This is a genomic window from Meridianimarinicoccus sp. MJW13 (genome assembly GCF_014901205.1).
In the GTDB taxonomy this organism is placed as follows: domain Bacteria; phylum Pseudomonadota; class Alphaproteobacteria; order Rhodobacterales; family Rhodobacteraceae; genus Meridianimarinicoccus.
Map to the genome: position 1 here is coordinate 41,915 of NZ_JACNMU010000009.1, position 18,842 is coordinate 60,756.

An 18,842-nucleotide genomic window follows, 5' to 3' on the forward strand; every position below is an offset into this window, starting at 1 on the left:
GAACATCGGTCGCAGGCCCCGCCGGGCGGAAGTCTGGCTGATTTCTCAGGTGGTTGGGGGTGTTACGCGCGGAAACCTTGGCCCAGACGGTCCAGCATGGACAGGCACTGGCCCAATTGATCCAGAGTCACGAACTCGTCGGGTTTATGTGCCTGGTCGATGGATCCTGGGCCGCAAATCACCGCATCCATGCCGATCTGCTGGAACAATCCGGCCTCGGTTCCGAAGGGAACGGTGCCCGCACCATTGGCACCGGTCAGCCGGAACACCAGGTCGCGGGCGGCGTTGGTCTCCATCGGGGTCAGTCCGGGAACCTCGCCGACGATCTCGGTGCGAATCTGCGCCTGCGGGGACACCTGGCGCATCGCGGGCAGCAGCACCTCGCGCACATGGGCGGCGACCTGATCCTTCACGAAGTCCATGTCGCCGGGCAGGGTGGGGCGCATTTCCCAATCCAGTTCGGCGTGCCCGGCGATGACGTTGTGGGCATGGCCACCCGACAGCCGCCCGACGTTGATGGTCGTGTAGGGCGGATCAAACTGCGTGGCCCCGGCGGCGCGCGTCTTCAGGGTCTCGCGCAACTCCAGCAGATGGGCGATGTAGCGCGCCGCGTATTCCACCGCGTTGACGCCAAGGTGCGGGGCCGAGCCGTGGCCTTCGGTCCCGGTGAAGGTCACGGTGTATTCGCAGCAGCCCTTGTGGCCGTCGATCACCTGCATCGAGGTCGGCTCGCCGATCAGGGCAAGGCCGGGGCGGATTTCGCGGGCGGCCAGAACCTCGACCAGGTGGCGAGCGCCAAGGCAGCCGACTTCCTCGTCATGGGTGAAGGCGAAATGGATGGGGCGGGTGCGGGCGGCGTCGCGCAGCACGTCCAGCTTGGTCAGGCAGGCGGCGATGAACCCCTTCATGTCACAGGTGCCGCGCCCGTAGAGCCGCCCGTCGCCTTCGGTCAGGGTGAAGGGATCGGTGGTCCAGGGCTGATCGGCCACCGGAACCACGTCGGTATGGCCCGACAGCACCAGCCCGCCGGGCGCCTCCGACCCCAGCGTGGCAAAGAGGTTGGCCTTGGTGCCGCTGGCATCCACCATGACCTCGACCCGCGCGCCGGCGGCTTCCAGCAGGGTCGCGATGTAGTGGATGGCCTCCATGTTGGGGCGCGACGAGACCGTGTTGAATCCCACCAGATCGCCAAGGATCTGGCGGCATCGCTCCAGATCGTCCATCCGCCTAATCCTTCACGAACAGCTTGCGGGCCACGTTGCACAGCGGCTCGGCCGGGCCGCTGTCGCGGATCAGGATGGTTTCGGTGGTTTCCAACCCCCAGTTGTCCATCCACAGTCCGGGCATGAAATGGAAGGTCATGCCGGGTTCCAGCACGGTTTCATCGAAGGCGCGCAGCGACACCGTATGCTCGCCCCAGTCCGGCGGATAGCTCAGCCCCACGGCATAGCCGCAGCGGTTGGGCCGATCGATGCCGACCTTCACCAGTTCCGCGTCCAGTGCGCGGGCAATGTCGCAGGCGCGGTTGCCGGCGCGGGCCACCTCGATCCCGGCGTTCAGCCCTTCGGTCAGCGCGCTGGCGGCGTCGCGCATGAATTGCGGCGGCTTGCCGAAGAAGATCGTCCGGCACAGCGGCGCGTGATAGCGGCGATAGCAGCCCGATTGCTCGATGAAGGTGGCCTCGCCCTGTTTCAGCGCCTCGCCGTTCCATGTCAGATGCGGCGCCGAGGCGTCTTCGCCCGATGGCAGCATCGGCACGATGGCCGGATAGTCGCCCCAGCTGTCATCCTCGCCCTGCACGGCGGTCTTGAACAGTTCGCCGACCAATTCATGCTTGCGCATCCCCGGTTCGGCCAACTCCATCGCCCGCCCGATCACCAGTTCCGATATCCGCGCGGCGCGGCGCATGAAGTCCAACTCGTCAGGGGATTTCACAAGCCGCTGCCAGTTCACCAGCGTCGAGGCGTCGATGAATTGCGCCTTGGGCAGCCCTTCGGCCAGCGCGGCAAAGGCGCGGGCGGTGAAGAAATAGGTCTCCATCTCGACGCCGATGTTCTTGTCGCCGAAGCCCATGATCCGCAGGTGCGAGGCCAGATCGTCCATCGGGTGAATGTCGGGCGCCTGCACGTAACGGTCGGCGTAATGCAGGATCTGCCCATCCTCCATCCAGACCGTGCGGCGCGCGCCGTTGCCATCCATCAGGCGGCCCCACCAGAACGGCGCGCCCTCCATGGTCAGGATCACCCCCTGATGCACATAGAAGGACCAGCCGTCATAGCCGGTCAGCCAGTGCATGTTCGACGGGTTGGTCAGGAACAGAACGTCGATGCCCGCGGCCTGCATGGCGGTGCGGGTCAGGGCGATACGCCGGTCGTATTCGGCCTGCGAGAAGGGAGCGTTTTCGATCGGCATCGCGACCTCCGGTTGCAGCAAGTGCCCCTGCACAGTGGAAGGCACGGCGAAAGCGCGTCAACCGGAAATCAGGGACCGGGCGACAAGGTGAAACGAAAAACGGGCCCGCAGTGGCGCGGGCCCGTCTGGTAGGATGGTCGCGACCGGCGGGGACGAAGCCCGCCGATGGCCAAGGTCGGATCAGTCGTACAGAACCGCCTGGATCTTGGGATCGTCGATGTTGGTGGCATCGTAGTAGTAGAAGCCGGTGTCGATGATCGGGGGCAGGGTTTCGCCGTTGATCGCCTTCACGGCCGCCATCACGGTTTCATAGCCGATGCCCACCGGGTTCTGGGTGATCGCGCCGGACATGAGGCCCTCGCGGATGGCGTCCTTCTGTGCCTTGCCGCTGTCATAGCCGATCACCACCAGACCCTCGGTGCCCAGTTCGCGCACCGCGTTGACCACGCCGATGGCCGAGCCTTCGTTGGTGCCGAACATGCCCTTCAGGTCGGGGTTCGACACCAGGATGGCCTTGGCCACCTCGGTCGATTGCAGCTGGTCGCCGGCGCCATATTGAACAGTCACGACCTCGACGTCGGGATAGGCTTCTTCCAGGCGGTTGAGGAAGCCGTCGCGACGGTCGATCCCGGTGCGCGAGGTCTGGTCGTGGGCGACCACGGCCACCTTGCCTGCGCCGCCGATCATCTCGGCCATCTTGTCGGCGGCCAGGGCTGCGGCTGCGACGTTGTCGGTGGTGGCGGTGGTCACCGGGATGTCGCTGTCGACACCGCTGTCGAAGGCCACGATCGGAATGCCGTTTTCATGGGCTTCGCGCAGGATCGGGATCGCCGCCTGGCTGTCGAGCGCGGCAAAGCCGATGGCCTTGGGCGAATTGGCCAGGGCTGCCGACAGCATGTCGATCTGGCGGTCGACCATGGTTTCATTGTCGGGGCCTTCGAAGGTGATGCGAACACCGGCCTCGGCGGCGGCCTGATCGGCGCCGGCCTTCACGGCCTGCCAGAACTGGTGCTGAAAGCCTTTCGAAACCAGCGGAATATAGATCTCCTGGGCGGCCAGCGGGCTGGCCACGAGACCGGAAATGGCAAGAGCGCCAAGTAGGGTACGACGAGACAACATATGATTTTCCTCCTGTTGCGTGTCTGGGACGCGGGGGTTGGATCCCCCGTCTTGTGATGAATTCAAGCGGATTTGCGGCGGCGCAGCATGTCGGCATAGACCGCCAGGATGATGATCGCGCCGGTGACAACGGTTTGCCATTCCTGGGCCACCGACAGCACCCGCAGCCCGTTGGTCAGGACCGCCATGATCAGCGCCCCGATGAGCGAGCCCATGATGGAGCCGCGCCCGCCCGACAGCGAGGTGCCGCCGATGACCACCGCGGCGATGGCTTCCAGTTCATAGCCCAGCCCCAGCGCCGGTTGCGCCGAGTTCAGGCGTGAGGCGATCAGCAGCCCGGCGATGCCGACGATGGCACCGGCCAGCGAATAGATGGCGATCTTCCAGCGGTCGGTGTTGACGCCGGACAGCCGCACGGCCTCTTCGTTGGAGCCCAGGGCGAAGGTATAGCGGCCAAGGGCTGTGCGTTGCAGCACATAGGCCGCGGCCCCGGCGACAAGGAACAGGATCAGCACGCCGTTGGGGATCGGGGCGAAGGGCAGGATCTCGCCAATAAGCGACCCGCGCGAGATGTCCGAAAACCCCGGCGTGTCGTTGAAATAGATCGGCCGGGTGCCCGAGATGATCAGGGACATGCCCTTGAGGATCAGCATCATGCCCAGCGTGGCGATGAAGGGCGGGATCTTCATCCGCGCGATGAAGGTGCCCGAACAATAGCCGCAGGCCGCGCCCGCGCCGATGGCCGCCGCCACGCCCAGCGGCAGGGGCAGCCCGGCATAGGTCAGCACCACGCCCGCGATCACGGCGGTAAAGGTCATCATGGTGCCCAGCGACAGGTCGATGCCGCCGGTGATGATGATCAGCGTTGCCGCCACCGCCAGCACGCCATTGACGCTGGTGGCCTGCAGGATGGCGATCATGTTCGACATCTGCATGAAGTTGGGCGACGCCAGCGAGAATACCACCAGCAGCACGATCAGCGAGGCAAAGGCCAGCACCCGTTGGTGCGCCACGGCGGCCCCGATGCGGCCCAGAAGCGTTTGGGAGTTTGGGGCATTTGTGGTTGCGGTCATATCAGTCTCCCGTTGGCGCCATGACGGCGTCGCGCCGTGTCGCCAGTTCCATGATCTGTTCCTGCGATGTCCCGGCGCCGCCGGGCAGGATTCCGGTCAGCCGGCCTTCGCACATCACCGCGATGCGATGGCTCAACCGCAGCACCTCGGGCAGTTCCGACGAGATCACGATGATCGTCTTGCCCTCGGCGGCAAGCTGTTCCAGCAGGCGGTAGATTTCGGATTTGGCACCGACGTCGATGCCGCGCGTGGGTTCGTCGAAAATCAGGATGTCGCAGTCGCGCTCCAGCCATTTGGCGATGACAACCTTTTGCTGGTTGCCGCCCGACAGAAGCCGCGCCGGTTGCTGGTCCGACGGAGTCCGGATGCCCAGCCGCTGGATATAGTCCTTGGCGGTGGTTTCCATCCGCGCTTCGTCCAGCACCCCCATGCGCGAGGTGAACCGCTCCAGGCTGGCCATGGCGATATTGGCGCGCACGGACATGTCCAGCGCCAGGCCGAAATGCTTGCGATCCTCGGACAGGTAGCCGATGCCGGCGGCCACCGCGTCATGCGGGGCGCGGATGCGGACCTCGCGCCCGTGAACGGTGATGGTGCCCGCGTCCTTGGGGTCGGCGCCAAAGATGGCGCGCGCGACCTCGGTTCGTCCGGCGCCCATCAGCCCGGCAAAGCCCAGGATCTCGCCGCGCCGCACTTCGAAGCCGACATCCTTGATCTCGTGGCCCCGGCTCAGCCCCTCGACTTTCAGCGCCACCTCGGCGCCGGACAGGTCGGGCACAACGGGCGGCTTTTCCGAAACCTCGCGCCCGACCATCAGCGCGATGATCTTCGACAGCGGTGTTTCGGCGGCGGGCACGGTGTCGATCCAGGAGCCGTCGCGCATGACCGTCACCCGGTCGGCGATGCGCTTGATCTCGTCCATGCGGTGGCTGATGTAGACGATGCCCACGCCATCGGCCTTGAGCCGCGCGATAACCTCGAACAACTCGGCAATTTCGGCGTCATTCAGGGCGGCCGTGGGTTCGTCCATGATCAGGACACGGGGGCGATAGGACAGCGCCTTGGCAATCTCGATCAACTGCTGGCGCGCGATGGTCTGGCCGCCGACATGGGACTTCGGAGCGATCTTCAGGTTCATGGCGTCGAAGATCTCGGCGGTCTGCCGGTTCAACTCGGCCTCGTCCAGACGTCCGAAGCTGCGCCGCGGTTCGCGCCCGATCAGCACGTTCTGTGCGGCGGTCAGGTCGTTCATCAGGCTCAGTTCCTGATGGATGATGCCGATGCCCAGATCCTGCGCCTCGCGCGGCGAGGACGGGGCGGCGGGTTTTCCAGCCACCCGGATCTCGCCGCCATCGCGCGGGTAGATGCCCGACAGGATCTTCATCAGCGTGGATTTGCCCGCACCGTTTTCGCCCATCAGGGCGTGAACCTCGCCAGGATACAGATCGAATTGCACGTTGCGCAGGGCATGCACGCCCGGAAAGCGCTTTTCGATCCCTGTCATCTCAACCAGTGGTGTCATCGTTCAAGCCCTCCCCTGCCAGAACTGCGCCTAGATTGTGACGCCTCCGTCAACCAAAATGGCCTGCCCCGTGACGAAACGGGTGCCGTCGCCCAGCAGATGCAGGACGGTTGGGGTCATGTCATCCACCGTCGCCAGCCGGCCCATGGGCTGGCGGGCGATAAAGTCCTTTTCGGCCTGCACCGGATCGGCGGCGGCGGCGATCCGGCCGCGCAGCGACGGGGTATCCACCGTGCCCGGGCACAGCGCGTTGCAGCGCACGCCCTTGGTCACGAAATCGGCAGCGATGGCCTTGGTCAGCCCGATCACGGCAGCCTTTGTGGCGCCATAGGCGGTGCGGTTCGGAAAGCCCTTCACCGAAGAGGCCATCGAGGCCATGTTCAGGATCGCGGCGGTGCCGGTAGTTTCGGCCTGGCGCAACATGCCGGGCAGGAAAGCGCGGCAGGTGCGCACCATCGAGGTGACGTTGATCTCGTTGGAAAAGGCCCAATCCTCGTCCGACACGTCCAGGATCGTGCCGTTGTGGACGAAGCCCGCACAGTTGAACAGCCCGTCCAGATCCGGCAGATCGGCGGCCAGCGCGGAAATGGCGGCGGCGTCGGTGACGTCCAGCGGGCGGGTCTCGATGCCCTCGGTGCCCGAGAGGCTGTCCAGCGCGGCTGCATTGATGTCGGTGGCGATGACCCGTGCGCCTTGCGCGGCGGCTGCTAGGGCCGAGGCCCGGCCGATACCCTGCCCGCAGGCGGTCATCAGGATGGTTTTTCCGGCAAGTGTCATTGTGTCTGTCTCTCGTCCATTGGGCTCACATCACCGCGCCGATTTGCCAGGGTACGAATTCCACCCCGCCAAAGCCCAGCTCTTCGCTTTTCGTTTGCTCGCCCGAGGCGATGCGCAGGAACAGGTCGTAGATTTCACGTCCCTTGGCCTCGATCGAGACCCCATCGGTCACGATGTCGCCGCAGTTCACGTCCATGTCGTCTTTCAAGCGGGCGTACATCTCGCTGTTGGTGGCGATCTTGATGCCCGGCACCGGCTGGTAGCCCGAGACCGAGCCGCGCCCGGTGGTGAAGGCGATCAGGTTGGCGCCCGAGGCGACCTGCCCGGTGACCGAACAGGGATCAAAGCCGGGGCTGTCCATGAAGACGAAGCCGGATGTGTCGATGGCCTCGGCGAACAGGTAGACGCCGTTCAGAGGCGCGGTGCCGCTTTTGGCAACGGCACCCAGCGATTTTTCCAGAATGGTGGTCAGCCCGCCGCGCTTGTTGCCGGGGGAGGGGTTGTTGTCCATCTCGCCGCCGTTGCGCGCACAATAGTCTTCCCACCAGCGGACACGGGCGATCAGCTTTTCGCCGATCTCGGGGCTGACGGCACGGCGCGTCAGAAGATGTTCGGCGCCATAGATTTCCGAGGTTTCCGACAGGATCGTGGTGCCGCCCTGGCGCACCAGAAGGTCCGAGGCGGCGCCAAGCGCCGGGTTGGCGGTGATGCCGGAATAGCCGTCCGAGCCGCCGCATTGCATGCCCAGCGTCAGCGCCGAGGCGGGGGCAGGGCTGCGGGTGGCGCGATTGGCGATCTCGGCAATGCCGCGCAGCTCTTCCAGCCCCTTGTCGATGGTGGCGCGGGTGCCGCCCTGATGCTGAATGGTCATGTAGCGCAGTGCGCCGTCGGCCCGGATCGGCCGGTTGCCCACCAGATCGGCCACCTGCATGACCTCGCAGCCCAGCCCGATCAGCAGGATGCCGCCGAAATTGGGATGCCGGGCATAGCCCTGAAGGGTGCGAAACAGCGTGGCATAGCCCTCGCCGGATCCCGACATGCCACAGCCGGTGCCATGGGTGATCGGGACGATGCCGTCAATATTGGGAAACTCGTCCAGCAGGCCGGATTTCTCGGCCGCTTCGGCCACGAAACGCGCCACCGAGCCCGAGCAGTTCACCGAGGTCAGGATGCCCAGGTAATTGCGCGTGCCGACCCGCCCGTCGGCGCGGGCATAGCCCTGGAACGTGTCCGTCCCTGTGGCCGCAGGCAGCGCGCGGGTATCGGCGCAGAAGGCATAGTCCTGGTGATGCTCGCCCATGCCGAGGTTGTGCGTGTGGATGTGTTCTCCCGGCGCAATGGCGGCCTTGGCTTGGCCGATGATCTGGCCATAGCGCAGCACGTTCTCGCCGGCGGCGATGGTCTGGGTGCTGATCTTGTGACCGCGCGCGACCGGTTGCGGCAGTGCAGTGTCCAGCCCGTCGATCACGGTGCCCTGCGGCAGGTCGGCCAATGCCACGACAAGATTGTCTTGCGGGCTTAGTCTGATCACGCGGGAACTTGCGGGCATGGAGCTTCCCTTTTTTGCAGCAGCTTGACGACTCGTAAACGAAAGCCGTCGCACCTGTCAACTGGCATGTCAGTTGACAGGTGCGGAAGCCCATGGCAGGATTTTATCACGTTTGAAAAGGAACACAGCGCATGAGGGTGAAGCCGGTTGCCGAGCTGTCCCGGGTAGACGAATTGCCCGACCTGCGCAGTTCCACAGGCTCGCTGGCGCAGCGTATCCACCATGTGTTGCATACCGCGATCCTAGACCTGACCTTCCCGCCCGGCACGCCGTTGCGCAAGGCCGAACTGGCCCATCGGTTCGGCGTTTCGCGCGCGCCGGTGACCGAAGCCATCGCGATCCTTGCCGCCGAAGGTCTGGTCGAGGCCATGCCGCAAGTGACCGCCCGCGTTACACCCCTGTCCATGGCCGCCCTGCGCGAAGAAACCTTCCTGCGGTGTGCGATCGAGGGCGCGGTTGTCGAACGGCTGGCAAAAACAAGAACCGATGCGCAACTGGCACGGCTTGGGCGCAACCTGCGGCTGCAGGAATTGCTGGTCGAAGATGGCGACACCCGCGGCTTTTTCGAGGCTGATGAAGAGTTTCATACCATGTTGCAGGAATTCACCGGCCTTGACCGACTGTCGGGATTTGCGGCACAGGTGACATTGCAATTGCATCGCGCAAGACAACTCCTGCTTCCCGAAGCACGGCGTCCGACCGAAACGATTGTCGAGCACGGGGAGGTGCTTGAGGGGATCCGCCGCCAGGATGCGCCCGCTGCCGTCAAAGCCATGCGCTTTCACCTTGGGCAGTTGGTGCCGCGTCTGAAGCCGCTGGAACAGACCTATCCCCATTATTTCAGGGAGGGATAACCATGGCCATGTCCACCGAGTTCGATGTCAAGAAACTTGCCGACCTGTCGGACTTTGAGGGCTCGCTGGCGGCGCGCGTCTATCAATCCCTGAAACAGGCGATCCTGTCGCTGGATGCGCCGCCGGGCGTGGCCCTGCGCAAGCCCGAGATGTGCACGCGGTTCGAAGTGTCGCGCTCGCCGGTGGCCGAGGCCATTGCGCGGTTGTCGGCGGAAGGGCTGGTCGAGGTCACGCCGCAATCGGGGTCGCGGGTGTGCTATCTGTCGCTGTCCGATTTCCACGAGGCCGCCTTCATGCGCTCGGCACTGGAACAGGCGGCGGCTGAACGGGTGGCGGAGGTCCGAAGCGAAGCCGATCTGGGCGCGCTGGCCCGTTCGATGCACCGCCAGAAACTGCTGGCAGCCGATGGTGCGCGCGAGGAATTCTACCTTGCCGACGAGGCGTTTCACGAATTGATCCACGCCGCCACCGGCTATGCCCGTCTGTCGGCCCAGACCGAGATCGTCGGCCTGCACATGACCCGCGCCCGCCGCCTGTTGTTGCCCGGCCAGCGCCGCATCGAAGACACGATCACCGAGCATCAGGCGATCTTCGATGCCATCAAGGCACAGGATGGTGCCGCCGCACGCGCCGCCATGGCGCTGCATCTGAACCAGGTGACCAAGCTGATCGACGCCCTGTCCGAAAGCCAGCCCGGACTGTTCAAACCCTGAGGTATCCCATGCGTGTATCCGACCCAGTTTCCCTGACAGATCGCACTGGTCTGGCTGTTACCCGCATGGGGTTTGGCGGTGCGCCGCTGGGCAACCTGTACCGGGCCTTGCCCGAGGAAGACGCGCAGGGTGCGTTCTCGGCAGCCTTCGACGCCGGGATCCGCCTGTTCGACACCGCCCCGCAATACGGGCTGGGCCGGTCCGAAATGCGCTTTGCCGAAGGGCTGGCGCGCCATGGCCGCGACAACATCGTGCTGTCGTCCAAGGTCGGGCGGCTGCTGCTGGACTGCGCCCCGGAAGAGGTCACGCCCGAGGCCTTCGTCGATGTGCCGCAGAAACGCATCCAGTTCGACTATTCCTACGACGGGGTCATGCGCTCGCACGCGGAAAGCCTGGCCCGGCTGCGCACCGACCACATCGATATCCTGCTGGTTCACGACGTCTGCGCTTTCTCGCAGGGCTCGCAAGAGGCCAGCGATGCGCGGGTGCGCGAGCTGTTCGATGATGGCGGCTACCGCGCGCTGATCGAGTTGCGCGAGGCAGGGCAGGTCAAGGCCATCGGCGCCGGGGTCAACGAATGGCAGGTCTGCGAGCGGCTGTTGGGGCTGGGCGATTTCGACTGCTTCCTGCTGGCGGGCCGCTACACCCTGCTGGAGCAGGCGGCGCTGGACAGCTTCCTGCCACTCTGCGTGAAGCGGGACGTGGGGATCATTCTGGGCGGGCCGTACAACTCGGGCATCCTTGCCACCGGTGCGGTGCCGGGCGCCAAGTACAACTACGCCGAAGCCCCGCCGGAAATCCTGGATCGCGTGGCGCGTATCGATGCCGTCTGCGCGGCCCATGACACGCCCCTGATCGCGGCCGCGCTGCAATTCGTGCTGGGCCATCCGGCGGTGCGCACGGTGGTGCCGGGCGCGACCTCGGCGGCGGAGGTGTCGCAGAACGTGGCGCTGCTGGAGCGCGCGATCCCGCCCGCGCTGTGGACCGATCTGCGCAGCGAGGGGCTGATCCGCCCCGACGCGCCCCTTCCCCAGGAGACTTCCAATGCTGCGTAACATCGACCCGATCCTGTCACCCGATCTGCTGTTCACCCTGGCCGAAATGGGCCATGGCGACACGATCGTTATCGCCGACGCGAATTTCCCCGCCGCCAGCATGGGCCAGCGCGTGATCCGGGCCGAGGCGAGCAATGCCACCGACATGCTGCGCGCGGTGCTCAGCCTGTTGCCGCTGGACAGATTCGTGCAGGAACCGGCGGTGACCATGCAAGTGGTGGGCGATCCGACCGCCGTGCCCGAGGCCGTGGCCGCCTTTCAGCAGGTGGTGACCGATTGCGCCGACAAACCGGTCCGGCTGGGCTCGGTCGAGCGGTTCGCCTTCTACGATCGCGCCCGCGCGGCCTTTGCCGTGGTGCAGACCGGCGAGCGGCGGCTGTACGGTAACATCCTTCTGACAAAGGGCGTGATCGGATGAGGATCGACGCGCATCAACATTTCTGGCGTCTGGATCGCGGCGACTATGGCTGGTTGACGCCGGACCTTGCGCCGCTTTACCGCGATTTCGGTCCGGAGGATCTGCACCCGCTGGCCGCGCAAGCCGATGTGCGGGCGACGGTGCTGGTGCAGGCCGCGCCCACGGTGGCGGAAACCGAATTTCTGCTGGGCATTGCGGACACCTCGGATCTGGTCGCGGGCGTCGTCGGCTGGGCCGATTTCGAAGCCCCGGACGCCGCGCAAAAGATCGCGCGGCTGGCGAAAAACCCGTGGCTGCTGGGTTTGCGCCCGATGATCCAGGATCTGCCCGACGACACATGGATGTTGCGCGACACTCTGGCCCCGGCGTTCGAGGCGATGATCGGGGCGGGGCTGACCTTCGACGCGCTGGTTCTGCCCCGGCATCTTGACGCGCTGCTGGCCCTATTGGCGCGCCATCCCGGCCTGCGCGTGGTGATCGACCATGGCGCCAAGCCCGAGATCGCGACAGGCCGGATCGAGGATTGGGCCGACCATATGGCGCGTCTGGCGGCGGACACCGGCGCGTTCTGCAAACTGTCGGGCCTGATCACCGAGGCCGGACCGGATTGGACCACCCGCAGCCTGACGCCCTATGTCTCGCATCTTCTGGACGTGTTCGGCCCCGAGCGCCTGATCTGGGGCAGCGACTGGCCGGTGTGCACGCTGGCGGGCAGCTATGGCGATTGGGTGGCGGCGACCGAGGCGCTTCTGGGGGAACTGACCCCGGATCAGCGTCACGCAATCTGGGGAAACACCGCGCGGCGGGCCTATCCGCGCTTGCGGGTCTGACCGAAGCGACAAGCGGCGTCCGTGCGGCGGCTCGATCCGCGCGGACACCAGGACCCACTTCGGGCACACCGAAGACATCGCCGGTCCCTTCATGGCTTTTCCCGACAGCGTGCTGCTGACCGAAGGCAATGATGCGGGTCGCATCTGCAAGCTTGGCGACCGCATCCTGATCTTCAACCACGTCCAGTGGACCGGCATGGCCAAGCGCACGCCGGGTATTTCGACGGGTTCCGGGGCCGAACCCGGAACACCTACATGGTCGGGATTCCCACGCGGTCAGAACATGCCGTTGTCATGGGCGCTGTGGTCGGGGACCTCCTGCAACACATCCCAGTGTTCGACCACCTTGCCCTGTTCATCCAGCCGGAAGATGTCGATGCCGGCATATTCCAGCCCGCCGGGCCAGATCTGGTGGCAATGCAGGATGACATGATCGCCGTCGCAGAAGGCGCGTTTCACCTCGACCCTCTTGCCGGGATATTCGGCGGCCATGCGGTCGAAATAGTCGATGAACCCCTGTTTGCCGCTGGCCACATGCGGGTTGTGCTGGATGTAGTCGGCGCCCGCATAGCGCGCGATGGCGTCGCGCGGGCGGTTGTCGTTGAACATCATCTCGTAGAAGGCGATGACGGCCTGTTTCTTCTGGTCGGGGGTCATGGCGGCTCCTGCAGACTGCCGAGCCAACTTAGCGCGGAAACTGTGCCGGGTCAGTCGCTGTCGGTCCTCGCCCTTGCCTTTCCCCCGCCCGATGGGGTAGCAGCCACGCCTTCCCCGCGACAGGAGATGCGCTATGGCCGCCCCCGTGCTTGCCGTCGATTTCGGAACCTCGAACACCGCCGCCGCGATCCTTGACGGCGGTCGCCCTCACCGCCTGGCGATCGAAGCAGGGGGCGAGACCTTGCCCACAGCCGTCTTCTTCCCGGCAGGCGGTGGTTCGATGCGCATCGGGCGGGACGCGGGGCGGGCGCTGATCGACGGCGACGAGGGGCGCTATATGCGGGCGCTGAAGAGCATTCTCGGCACTGCGCTGTTCCACGAATCCCGGCTGGTTGGTGGGCGGCGGCAAACCCTGGCCGATATCGTCGCGGCCTTTCTGGCGCGGCTGAAGGCGCGGGCGGAGGCGGAATGCGGGCAGGTGGTCGACCGCGTACTGTCCGGGCGGCCCGTGCATTTCCATACAGCCGACCCGGCGCGCGACGCGCAGGCCGAGGCCGATCTGCGCGGCTGCTGGCATGCGGCGGGGTTTTCCGAGGTGGAATTTCTGTTCGAGCCCGAAGCAGCAGCGCGGGCCAGTCACGGGCAGGGGCGCGAAGGCGAGACCGGGCTGATCGTCGACATCGGCGGCGGCACCTCGGACTTCTCGGTGTTCCGGGTGGCCGGGACCGGGGTGCAGATCCTGGCCAGTCACGGCTTCCGTCTGGGCGGCACAGATTTTGACCACGCGGTGTCGTTGACCCATGCCATGCCGCTGCTGGGCCATGGCGGACAGTTGCGGCGCACTTTCGGCGAGGGGCTGTTGCCGGTGCCCAACGCGATCTACTCCGACCTGGCGACCTGGGCCAAGATCCCGTTTCTCTACTCCCGTGACACGCTGAAACTGGTCAAGGACATGCACGCCCATGCGGTCGATCCAACGGCCATGGCGCGGCTGCAATCGGTGGTCGAGGATCATCTGGGCCACGATCTGGCTTTCGCGGTGGAACGCGGCAAGATCGCGGCCAATGGCGGGGAGCGGCAGGCAAAGATCGACATGGGGGTCATCGAACGCGGGCTGGCGGCACCAATTTCGCCCGCCTCGCTGAATGCGGCCTTGCAGGGCTTCCGCGCCGATCTTCAGACGGCCATGCGCCAGACCCTGTTTCAGGCCGGGGTGGCTGCCGGGCAGGTTGACGCGGTGGTGCTGGTGGGCGGTTCCAGCCTGATGGCGCTGGTGACGGAGGAAGCCCAGGCGGTCTGCCCGCTAGCCCGGATGGAACGCAGCGAGGCGTTCACCGCCGTGGTCGACGGTCTGGCGCTGGCCACCGGCGAAGCGGCACAAGCCTAGCCCAGCACCAACCCGATCCAGAAGCCGATCCCGCACAACAGCAGGCTGAGCAGGATGTTTCCGGCGGCATGGATCAGCGTCCGCTCGCGATGCAGGCTCAGGGTCTGGTAGGCGAAGCTGGAAAAGGTGGTGAAGCCGCCGCAGAAGCCAAAGACCATCCGGCGCTGTTCCTCGCTGACGGCAGGCAATTCGCCCAGATAGGCGATCCACAGCCCCAGCAGGAAACTGCCCAGCACGTTGACGATCAGCGTGGCCAGCGGCAATTCATGGGTGACGATCCGCGCCACCGCATGGCGCAGCACCGCGCCCAGACCGCCGCCAAGGGCAAAGACGGCGTGCAGGTAGATCTCGCTCATGCCTGTTCCCCGCCGTAGAAATGCCGCCCAACGGCCTCGCCCAGAACCGCCGCGCCAAGGCCAAAGGCGATTTCCAGTGCAGGCGCAGTCAGCACGTGGATGCTGCCGGCCTCGGCGAACCGCGCGATTTCAGCCATGAACGCAGAGAACGTCGACAGCCCGCCACAAAACCCCACTGCCCCCATGTGCAGCACATGGGCGTGCACCCGGTGGCGGATCGCGTAGAGAAACCCCAGCACCAGAGAGGCTGCGACGTTTATCCCGAAGGTGGCGGTCAGGAAGGGCAGGCCGGGGATCTCCAGCCCGAACAGCTCCCGCAGAAGCGATCCGGCGGCGCCGCCGACAAACACGGCGGCATACATGAGGATGGTCGTCATGAGGGCATCCTTGCTGTGGCGAGTGTCAGAGACCTCCGGCGGTGCGGATGAAGTCGGCCACCACTTCCAGCCCCTCGCGGGTCTTGAGGTTTGTAAAGACGAAGGGGCGGTCGCTGCGCATCCGCTTGGCATCCCGTTCCATCACGTCCAGGTTCGCGCCCACATGCGGCGCCAGATCGGTCTTGTTGATGACCAGCAGGTCCGAGCGGGTGATGGCCGGGCCACCCTTGCGGGGGATTTCCTCGCCCGCGGCCACGTCGATGACATAGATCGTCAGATCGGCCAGTTCCGGGCTGAAGGTGGCCGACAGGTTGTCGCCGCCGGATTCGATCAGCACCAGCTCAAGGTCCGGGTGGCGGGCCGAAAGTTCGGCCACAGCGGCCAGGTTGATCGAGGCATCTTCGCGGATCGCCGTATGCGGGCAGCCGCCGGTTTCCACCCCCAGCACCCGGCTTTCGGGCAGGATTTGCATCCGCATCAGCGCCTCGGCATCCTCGCGCGTGTAGATATCATTGGTAATGACAGCAAGCGAATGGACATCCTTCAACCGCGCGCTGAGCGCGGCGGTCAGGGTGGTCTTGCCAGCGCCCACGGGGCCGCCGATGCCGATCCGCAGCGGGCCGTTGGGGCTGCTCATGTGCGAAATATCCTCGAATATTGGGTTTCGTGATGCATGGAGGCGATATCAGCCAGAAAGCTGGTTGAGGACAAGGTGTCCAGATCGCCCTGCGCGGTTTGCACCGCAATCGCGCTGCACAGGGGCGTCAGCCGGTGCAGCATCGCCTGCGCCGCGCTTTGGCCCAGCGGCATCAGGCGCTGTGCGGCGGCCAGAAGGTTGCTCAGCATCGCTTGCAGATACATGGCTGTGGTCAGGTCCTGCGGCAGCCCGGCCAGACGGGCGGCGCGGCCCACGGCCACCGGGTAGGTCAGCCCGTCAATATCTTGCGCCCAGACCGCGCCGGTGATCTTGCCGAAGGCCGCGCCCAGATGCGCGGCCTCTTGCAGGCGTTCGCGCGACGGGGCGAAAGCGCGGGCGGTGGCGTCCACCTCGGCCACGTCCTCGGGCGTGTCGGCGCGATAGGCCGCCGCCAGAAACAGCGCGTCACCATGGCCCGCGCCGTGGTGAAGCATATCCCGCAGCCACGCCTCAAGGCTGGCCTCCTCCGCGACCTGTCCAAGATCCACCGCCCCCTCCAGCCCGCAGCTGTAGGCAAAGGCGCCCACCGGATAGGCAGGCGACAGCCATTGCGTCAGCGTCAGAACGCCCCGATCAATGGGCATGGGAATGGGTGCGGCCATGGCCATAGGCACCGCCCACGGGGGTGAAGGGCTCGGTCACGTCGCGCAGCCTGGCCCCCAGCAGGCGCAGCATCTCGGTGATGACATGGTCGCGCTGGATCAACAGCCGGTCAGTTTCGATCTGGCAGGGCATGTGGCGGTTGCCGATGTGCCAGGCCAGCCGCACCAGATCGCCCTTCACCTCCAGCAGGGCTTCGGGGGCGGCAATCACTTCGATCAAGCTGCCATTGTTCAGCGCGAAAGCATCGCCCTGGTTCAACGAGGTGGTTTGCGCCAGATCGACTAGGAAGCTTGTGCTGCCGGCCTCCAGCAGCTTGCGGCGCAGGAAACGGTCTTCATAGCTCAGCACCACCTGGGCCGAAGCCTCGGTCCAATGGCCCTTGCGGCGAATGTCGTGACAGACGGGAACGGTCATGGGGTACCTCAGAACATGAAATAGCGTTGGGCCATAGGCAGTTCGCTGGCCGGTTCGCAGGTCAGAAGCTCGCCATCGGCGCGAACCTCATAGGTTTCGGGATTGACCTCGACCACCGGGGTCGCGGCGTTCAGGATCATGTCCGATTTGCCGATATTTCGGGTATTCTCCACGGCCATGGTCTGTTTGGCCAGCCCGAGCCGTGCGCCAAGGCCATCCGCCTGCGCCGCGGCCGACACGAAGGTCACCGCCGAGTTTTCGACCGACCGGCCATAGGCGCCGAACATGGGGCGCGAATAGACCGGCTGCGGCGTCGGGATCGAGGCATTCGGATCGCCCATCTGGGCACAGGCGATAGAGCCGCCAATCAGCACCATCTCGGGCTTCACCCCGAAAAACGCGGGCGACCACAGCACCAGATCGGCGCGCTTGCCTTCCTGGATCGAGCCGATGGCATGGCCCAGACCATGGGCGATCGCCGGGTTGATGGTGTATTTCGCCACATAGCGGCGTACCCGCATGTTGTCGTTTTCGCCGGTTTCCTCGGCCAGACGTCCGCGCTGCTTCTTCATCTTGTCGGCGGTCTGCCAGGTGCGGATGATGACCTCGCCCACGCGGCCCATGGCCTGGCTGTCCGAGGCGATGATCGAAAATGCGCCCATGTCGTGCAGGATGTCTTCCGCCGCGATGGTCTCGCGCCGGATGCGGCTCTCGGCGAAGGCCACATCCTCGGGGATCGACTTGTCAAGGTGGTGGCAGACCATGAGCATGTCGAGATGCTCTTCCAGCGTGTTCACCGTGAACGGCCGCGTGGGGTTTGTCGAAGACGGCAGCACATGCTGCTCGCCGCAGATCTTGATGATGTCGGGGGCATGGCCGCCGCCCGCGCCCTCGGTGTGGAAGGCGTGGATGGTGCGGCCCTTCAGGGCCTTGATGGTGTTCTCGACAAAGCCGCTTTCGTTCAGCGTGTCGGTGTGGATCATCACCTGCACATCCATGGCGTCGGCCACGGTCAGGCAGCAGTCGATGGCGCCGGGGGTGGTGCCCCAGTCCTCGTGCAGCTTCAGGGCGCAAGCGCCGCCCAGCACCTGTTCCTCCAGCGCGGCGGGCAGCGAGGCATTGCCCTTGCCCGCAAACGCCAGGTTCATCGCGAAAGCATCCGCCGCTTGCAGCATCCGCCCGATGTGCCAGGGCCCCGGCGTGCAGGTGGTGGCCAGCGTGCCATGGGCCGGGCCGGTGCCGCCGCCCAGCATGGTTGTCAGGCCCGAGTGCAGCGCATCGTCAATCTGCTGCGGGCAGATGAAATGGATGTGGCTGTCGAAGCCACCGGCGGTCAGGATGCGGCCCTCGCCGGCGATGACCTCGGTCCCCGGCCCGGCAATGATATCGACACCGGGCTGGGTGTCGGGGTTGCCGGCCTTGCCGATCTTGGCAATGGCACCGTCCTTCAGACCGACGTCGGCCTTGTAGATGCCGGTGTGATCGACGATCAGCGCATTGGTGATCAGCGTGTCGACGGCCCCTTCTGCGCGGGTGGTCTGGGCCTGCCCCATGCCGTCACGGATGACCTTGCCGCCGCCGAACTTGACCTCTTCGCCATAGGTGGTCAGATCACGCTCGACCTCGATGACCAGATCGGTGTCGGCCAGCCGCAGCTTGTCGCCGGTGGTGGGACCGAACATCGCCGCATAGTCGGCCCGGTTGATCTCGACGGGCATCAGAGGTTCCCCATCACGTCTTGGTTGAACCCGAACACCCGGCGGGCGCCCCCGATCCGGATCAACTGAACATCGCGTTTCTGGCCCGGCTCGAAGCGCACGGCGGTCCCGGCGGTGATGTCGAGCCGATAGCCCCGCGCGGCGGCGCGGTCGAAGTCCAGCGCGCTGTTGGCCTCGGCGAAATGATAGTGGCTGCCGACCTGCACCGGGCGGTCCCCGGTGTTGGCAACCAGCAGGGTGATGGATGTCTGGTTGGCGTTTTGCAGCAGCACGCCCTCGGCGGGAAAGATTTCTCCTGGAATCATCGGGAC

21 protein-coding genes are annotated in these 18,842 nt (G+C 65.7%); 6 read left to right on the plus strand and 15 right to left on the minus strand.

Annotation, left to right across the window (positions count from 1 at the left end; translation table 11 throughout):
• Nucleotides 1-62: 62 nt before the first annotated feature.
• From argE to H8B03_RS16100, 7 genes are all read right to left on the minus strand, one after another.
• Nucleotides 63-1,223: an acetylornithine deacetylase gene (argE, locus tag H8B03_RS16070; protein ID WP_193142912.1), complete on the minus strand. Its 1,161-nt coding sequence runs from the start codon at nt 1,221-1,223 to the stop codon at nt 63-65.
• 4 nt (nt 1,224-1,227) lie between these two features.
• Entirely contained in the window at nt 1,228-2,412 is a 1,185-nt protein-coding gene (locus H8B03_RS16075; protein ID WP_193142913.1) for a M24 family metallopeptidase, read from the minus strand.
• Nucleotides 2,413-2,592: 180 nt separating this feature from the next.
• Nucleotides 2,593-3,531, minus strand: a complete 939-nt coding sequence (locus H8B03_RS16080; protein ID WP_193142914.1) for an ABC transporter substrate-binding protein — start codon at nt 3,529-3,531, stop codon at nt 2,593-2,595.
• A 62-nt stretch (nt 3,532-3,593) separates the two neighbouring features.
• A complete protein-coding gene (locus tag H8B03_RS16085) occupies nt 3,594-4,604 on the minus strand; it encodes an ABC transporter permease (RefSeq protein ID WP_193142915.1) in 1,011 nt (336 codons plus the stop codon).
• A 1-nt stretch (nt 4,605) separates the two neighbouring features.
• Nucleotides 4,606-6,126 carry a sugar ABC transporter ATP-binding protein gene (locus tag H8B03_RS16090; RefSeq protein WP_193142916.1) on the minus strand — a complete coding sequence of 507 codons (1,521 nt, stop codon included), beginning with the start codon at nt 6,124-6,126 and terminating at the stop codon, nt 4,606-4,608.
• A 30-nt stretch (nt 6,127-6,156) separates the two neighbouring features.
• The gene (locus H8B03_RS16095; protein WP_193142917.1) at nt 6,157-6,903 is read right to left on the minus strand and encodes an SDR family oxidoreductase; all 747 of its coding nucleotides are present in this window, start codon (nt 6,901-6,903) and stop codon (nt 6,157-6,159) included.
• A 25-nt stretch (nt 6,904-6,928) separates the two neighbouring features.
• Nucleotides 6,929-8,452, minus strand: a complete 1,524-nt coding sequence (locus tag H8B03_RS16100) for a UxaA family hydrolase (RefSeq protein WP_193142918.1) — start codon at nt 8,450-8,452, stop codon at nt 6,929-6,931.
• A gap of 131 nt (nt 8,453-8,583) precedes the next feature.
• Here H8B03_RS16100 and H8B03_RS16105 point away from each other — a divergent pair, with 131 nt between their 5' ends.
• From H8B03_RS16105 to H8B03_RS16125, 5 genes are read left to right on the plus strand one after another with little or no spacing between them, the layout of a single operon-like run.
• Nucleotides 8,584-9,306: a GntR family transcriptional regulator gene (locus H8B03_RS16105; protein ID WP_193142919.1), complete on the plus strand. Its 723-nt coding sequence runs from the start codon at nt 8,584-8,586 to the stop codon at nt 9,304-9,306.
• 2 nt (nt 9,307-9,308) lie between these two features.
• On the plus strand, nt 9,309-10,019 hold the full coding sequence (locus H8B03_RS16110; RefSeq protein ID WP_226926023.1) for a GntR family transcriptional regulator: 711 nt from the start codon (nt 9,309-9,311) through the stop codon (nt 10,017-10,019).
• Nucleotides 10,020-10,027: 8 nt separating this feature from the next.
• Complete coding sequence (locus H8B03_RS16115; RefSeq protein WP_193142920.1) at nt 10,028-11,074, plus strand: aldo/keto reductase; 1,047 nt, start codon at nt 10,028-10,030, stop codon at nt 11,072-11,074.
• Complete coding sequence (locus H8B03_RS16120) at nt 11,064-11,492, plus strand: RbsD/FucU family protein (RefSeq protein WP_193142921.1); 429 nt, start codon at nt 11,064-11,066, stop codon at nt 11,490-11,492. Before H8B03_RS16115 ends, H8B03_RS16120 begins: the two co-directional genes overlap by 11 nt.
• Nucleotides 11,489-12,322 (plus strand): amidohydrolase, encoded by an 834-nt coding sequence (locus tag H8B03_RS16125; protein ID WP_193142922.1) that lies wholly within the window; start codon nt 11,489-11,491, stop codon nt 12,320-12,322. The genes H8B03_RS16120 and H8B03_RS16125 overlap by 4 nt, the downstream gene beginning before the upstream one ends.
• Nucleotides 12,323-12,598: 276 nt before the next feature.
• Here H8B03_RS16125 and H8B03_RS16130 read toward each other — a convergent pair whose 3' ends face one another.
• The gene (locus H8B03_RS16130; protein ID WP_193142923.1) at nt 12,599-12,979 is read right to left on the minus strand and encodes a nuclear transport factor 2 family protein; all 381 of its coding nucleotides are present in this window, start codon (nt 12,977-12,979) and stop codon (nt 12,599-12,601) included.
• A 133-nt stretch (nt 12,980-13,112) separates the two neighbouring features.
• Between H8B03_RS16130 and H8B03_RS16135 the strand changes: the two genes are divergently transcribed.
• A complete protein-coding gene (locus H8B03_RS16135; RefSeq protein ID WP_193142924.1) occupies nt 13,113-14,366 on the plus strand; it encodes an Hsp70 family protein in 1,254 nt (417 codons plus the stop codon).
• Here the strand turns inward: H8B03_RS16135 and crcB are convergent.
• The 7 genes from crcB to H8B03_RS16170 are packed head-to-tail and all read right to left on the minus strand — an operon-like array spanning nt 14,363 to nt 18,836.
• Nucleotides 14,363-14,722 (minus strand): fluoride efflux transporter CrcB, encoded by a 360-nt coding sequence (gene crcB / locus H8B03_RS16140; protein WP_193142925.1) that lies wholly within the window; start codon nt 14,720-14,722, stop codon nt 14,363-14,365. The two genes, H8B03_RS16135 and crcB, sit on opposite strands and share 4 nt — an antisense overlap.
• On the minus strand, nt 14,719-15,099 hold the full coding sequence (locus H8B03_RS16145) for a CrcB family protein (protein ID WP_226926025.1): 381 nt from the start codon (nt 15,097-15,099) through the stop codon (nt 14,719-14,721). The genes crcB and H8B03_RS16145 overlap by 4 nt, the downstream gene beginning before the upstream one ends.
• A 25-nt stretch (nt 15,100-15,124) precedes the next feature.
• A complete protein-coding gene (ureG, locus tag H8B03_RS16150; RefSeq protein WP_193142926.1) occupies nt 15,125-15,736 on the minus strand; it encodes an urease accessory protein UreG in 612 nt (203 codons plus the stop codon).
• On the minus strand, nt 15,733-16,398 hold the full coding sequence (locus H8B03_RS16155) for an urease accessory protein UreF (RefSeq protein ID WP_226926026.1): 666 nt from the start codon (nt 16,396-16,398) through the stop codon (nt 15,733-15,735). The genes ureG and H8B03_RS16155 overlap by 4 nt, the downstream gene beginning before the upstream one ends.
• The gene (locus H8B03_RS16160) at nt 16,370-16,813 is read right to left on the minus strand and encodes an urease accessory protein UreE (RefSeq protein ID WP_193142927.1); all 444 of its coding nucleotides are present in this window, start codon (nt 16,811-16,813) and stop codon (nt 16,370-16,372) included. The genes H8B03_RS16155 and H8B03_RS16160 overlap by 29 nt, the downstream gene beginning before the upstream one ends.
• A gap of 8 nt (nt 16,814-16,821) precedes the next feature.
• Nucleotides 16,822-18,531 (minus strand): urease subunit alpha, encoded by a 1,710-nt coding sequence (gene ureC, locus H8B03_RS16165; protein WP_193142928.1) that lies wholly within the window; start codon nt 18,529-18,531, stop codon nt 16,822-16,824.
• Nucleotides 18,531-18,836, minus strand: a complete 306-nt coding sequence (locus H8B03_RS16170; RefSeq protein ID WP_193142929.1) for an urease subunit beta — start codon at nt 18,834-18,836, stop codon at nt 18,531-18,533. The genes ureC and H8B03_RS16170 overlap by 1 nt, the downstream gene beginning before the upstream one ends.
• Nucleotides 18,837-18,842: the final 6 nt, after the last annotated feature.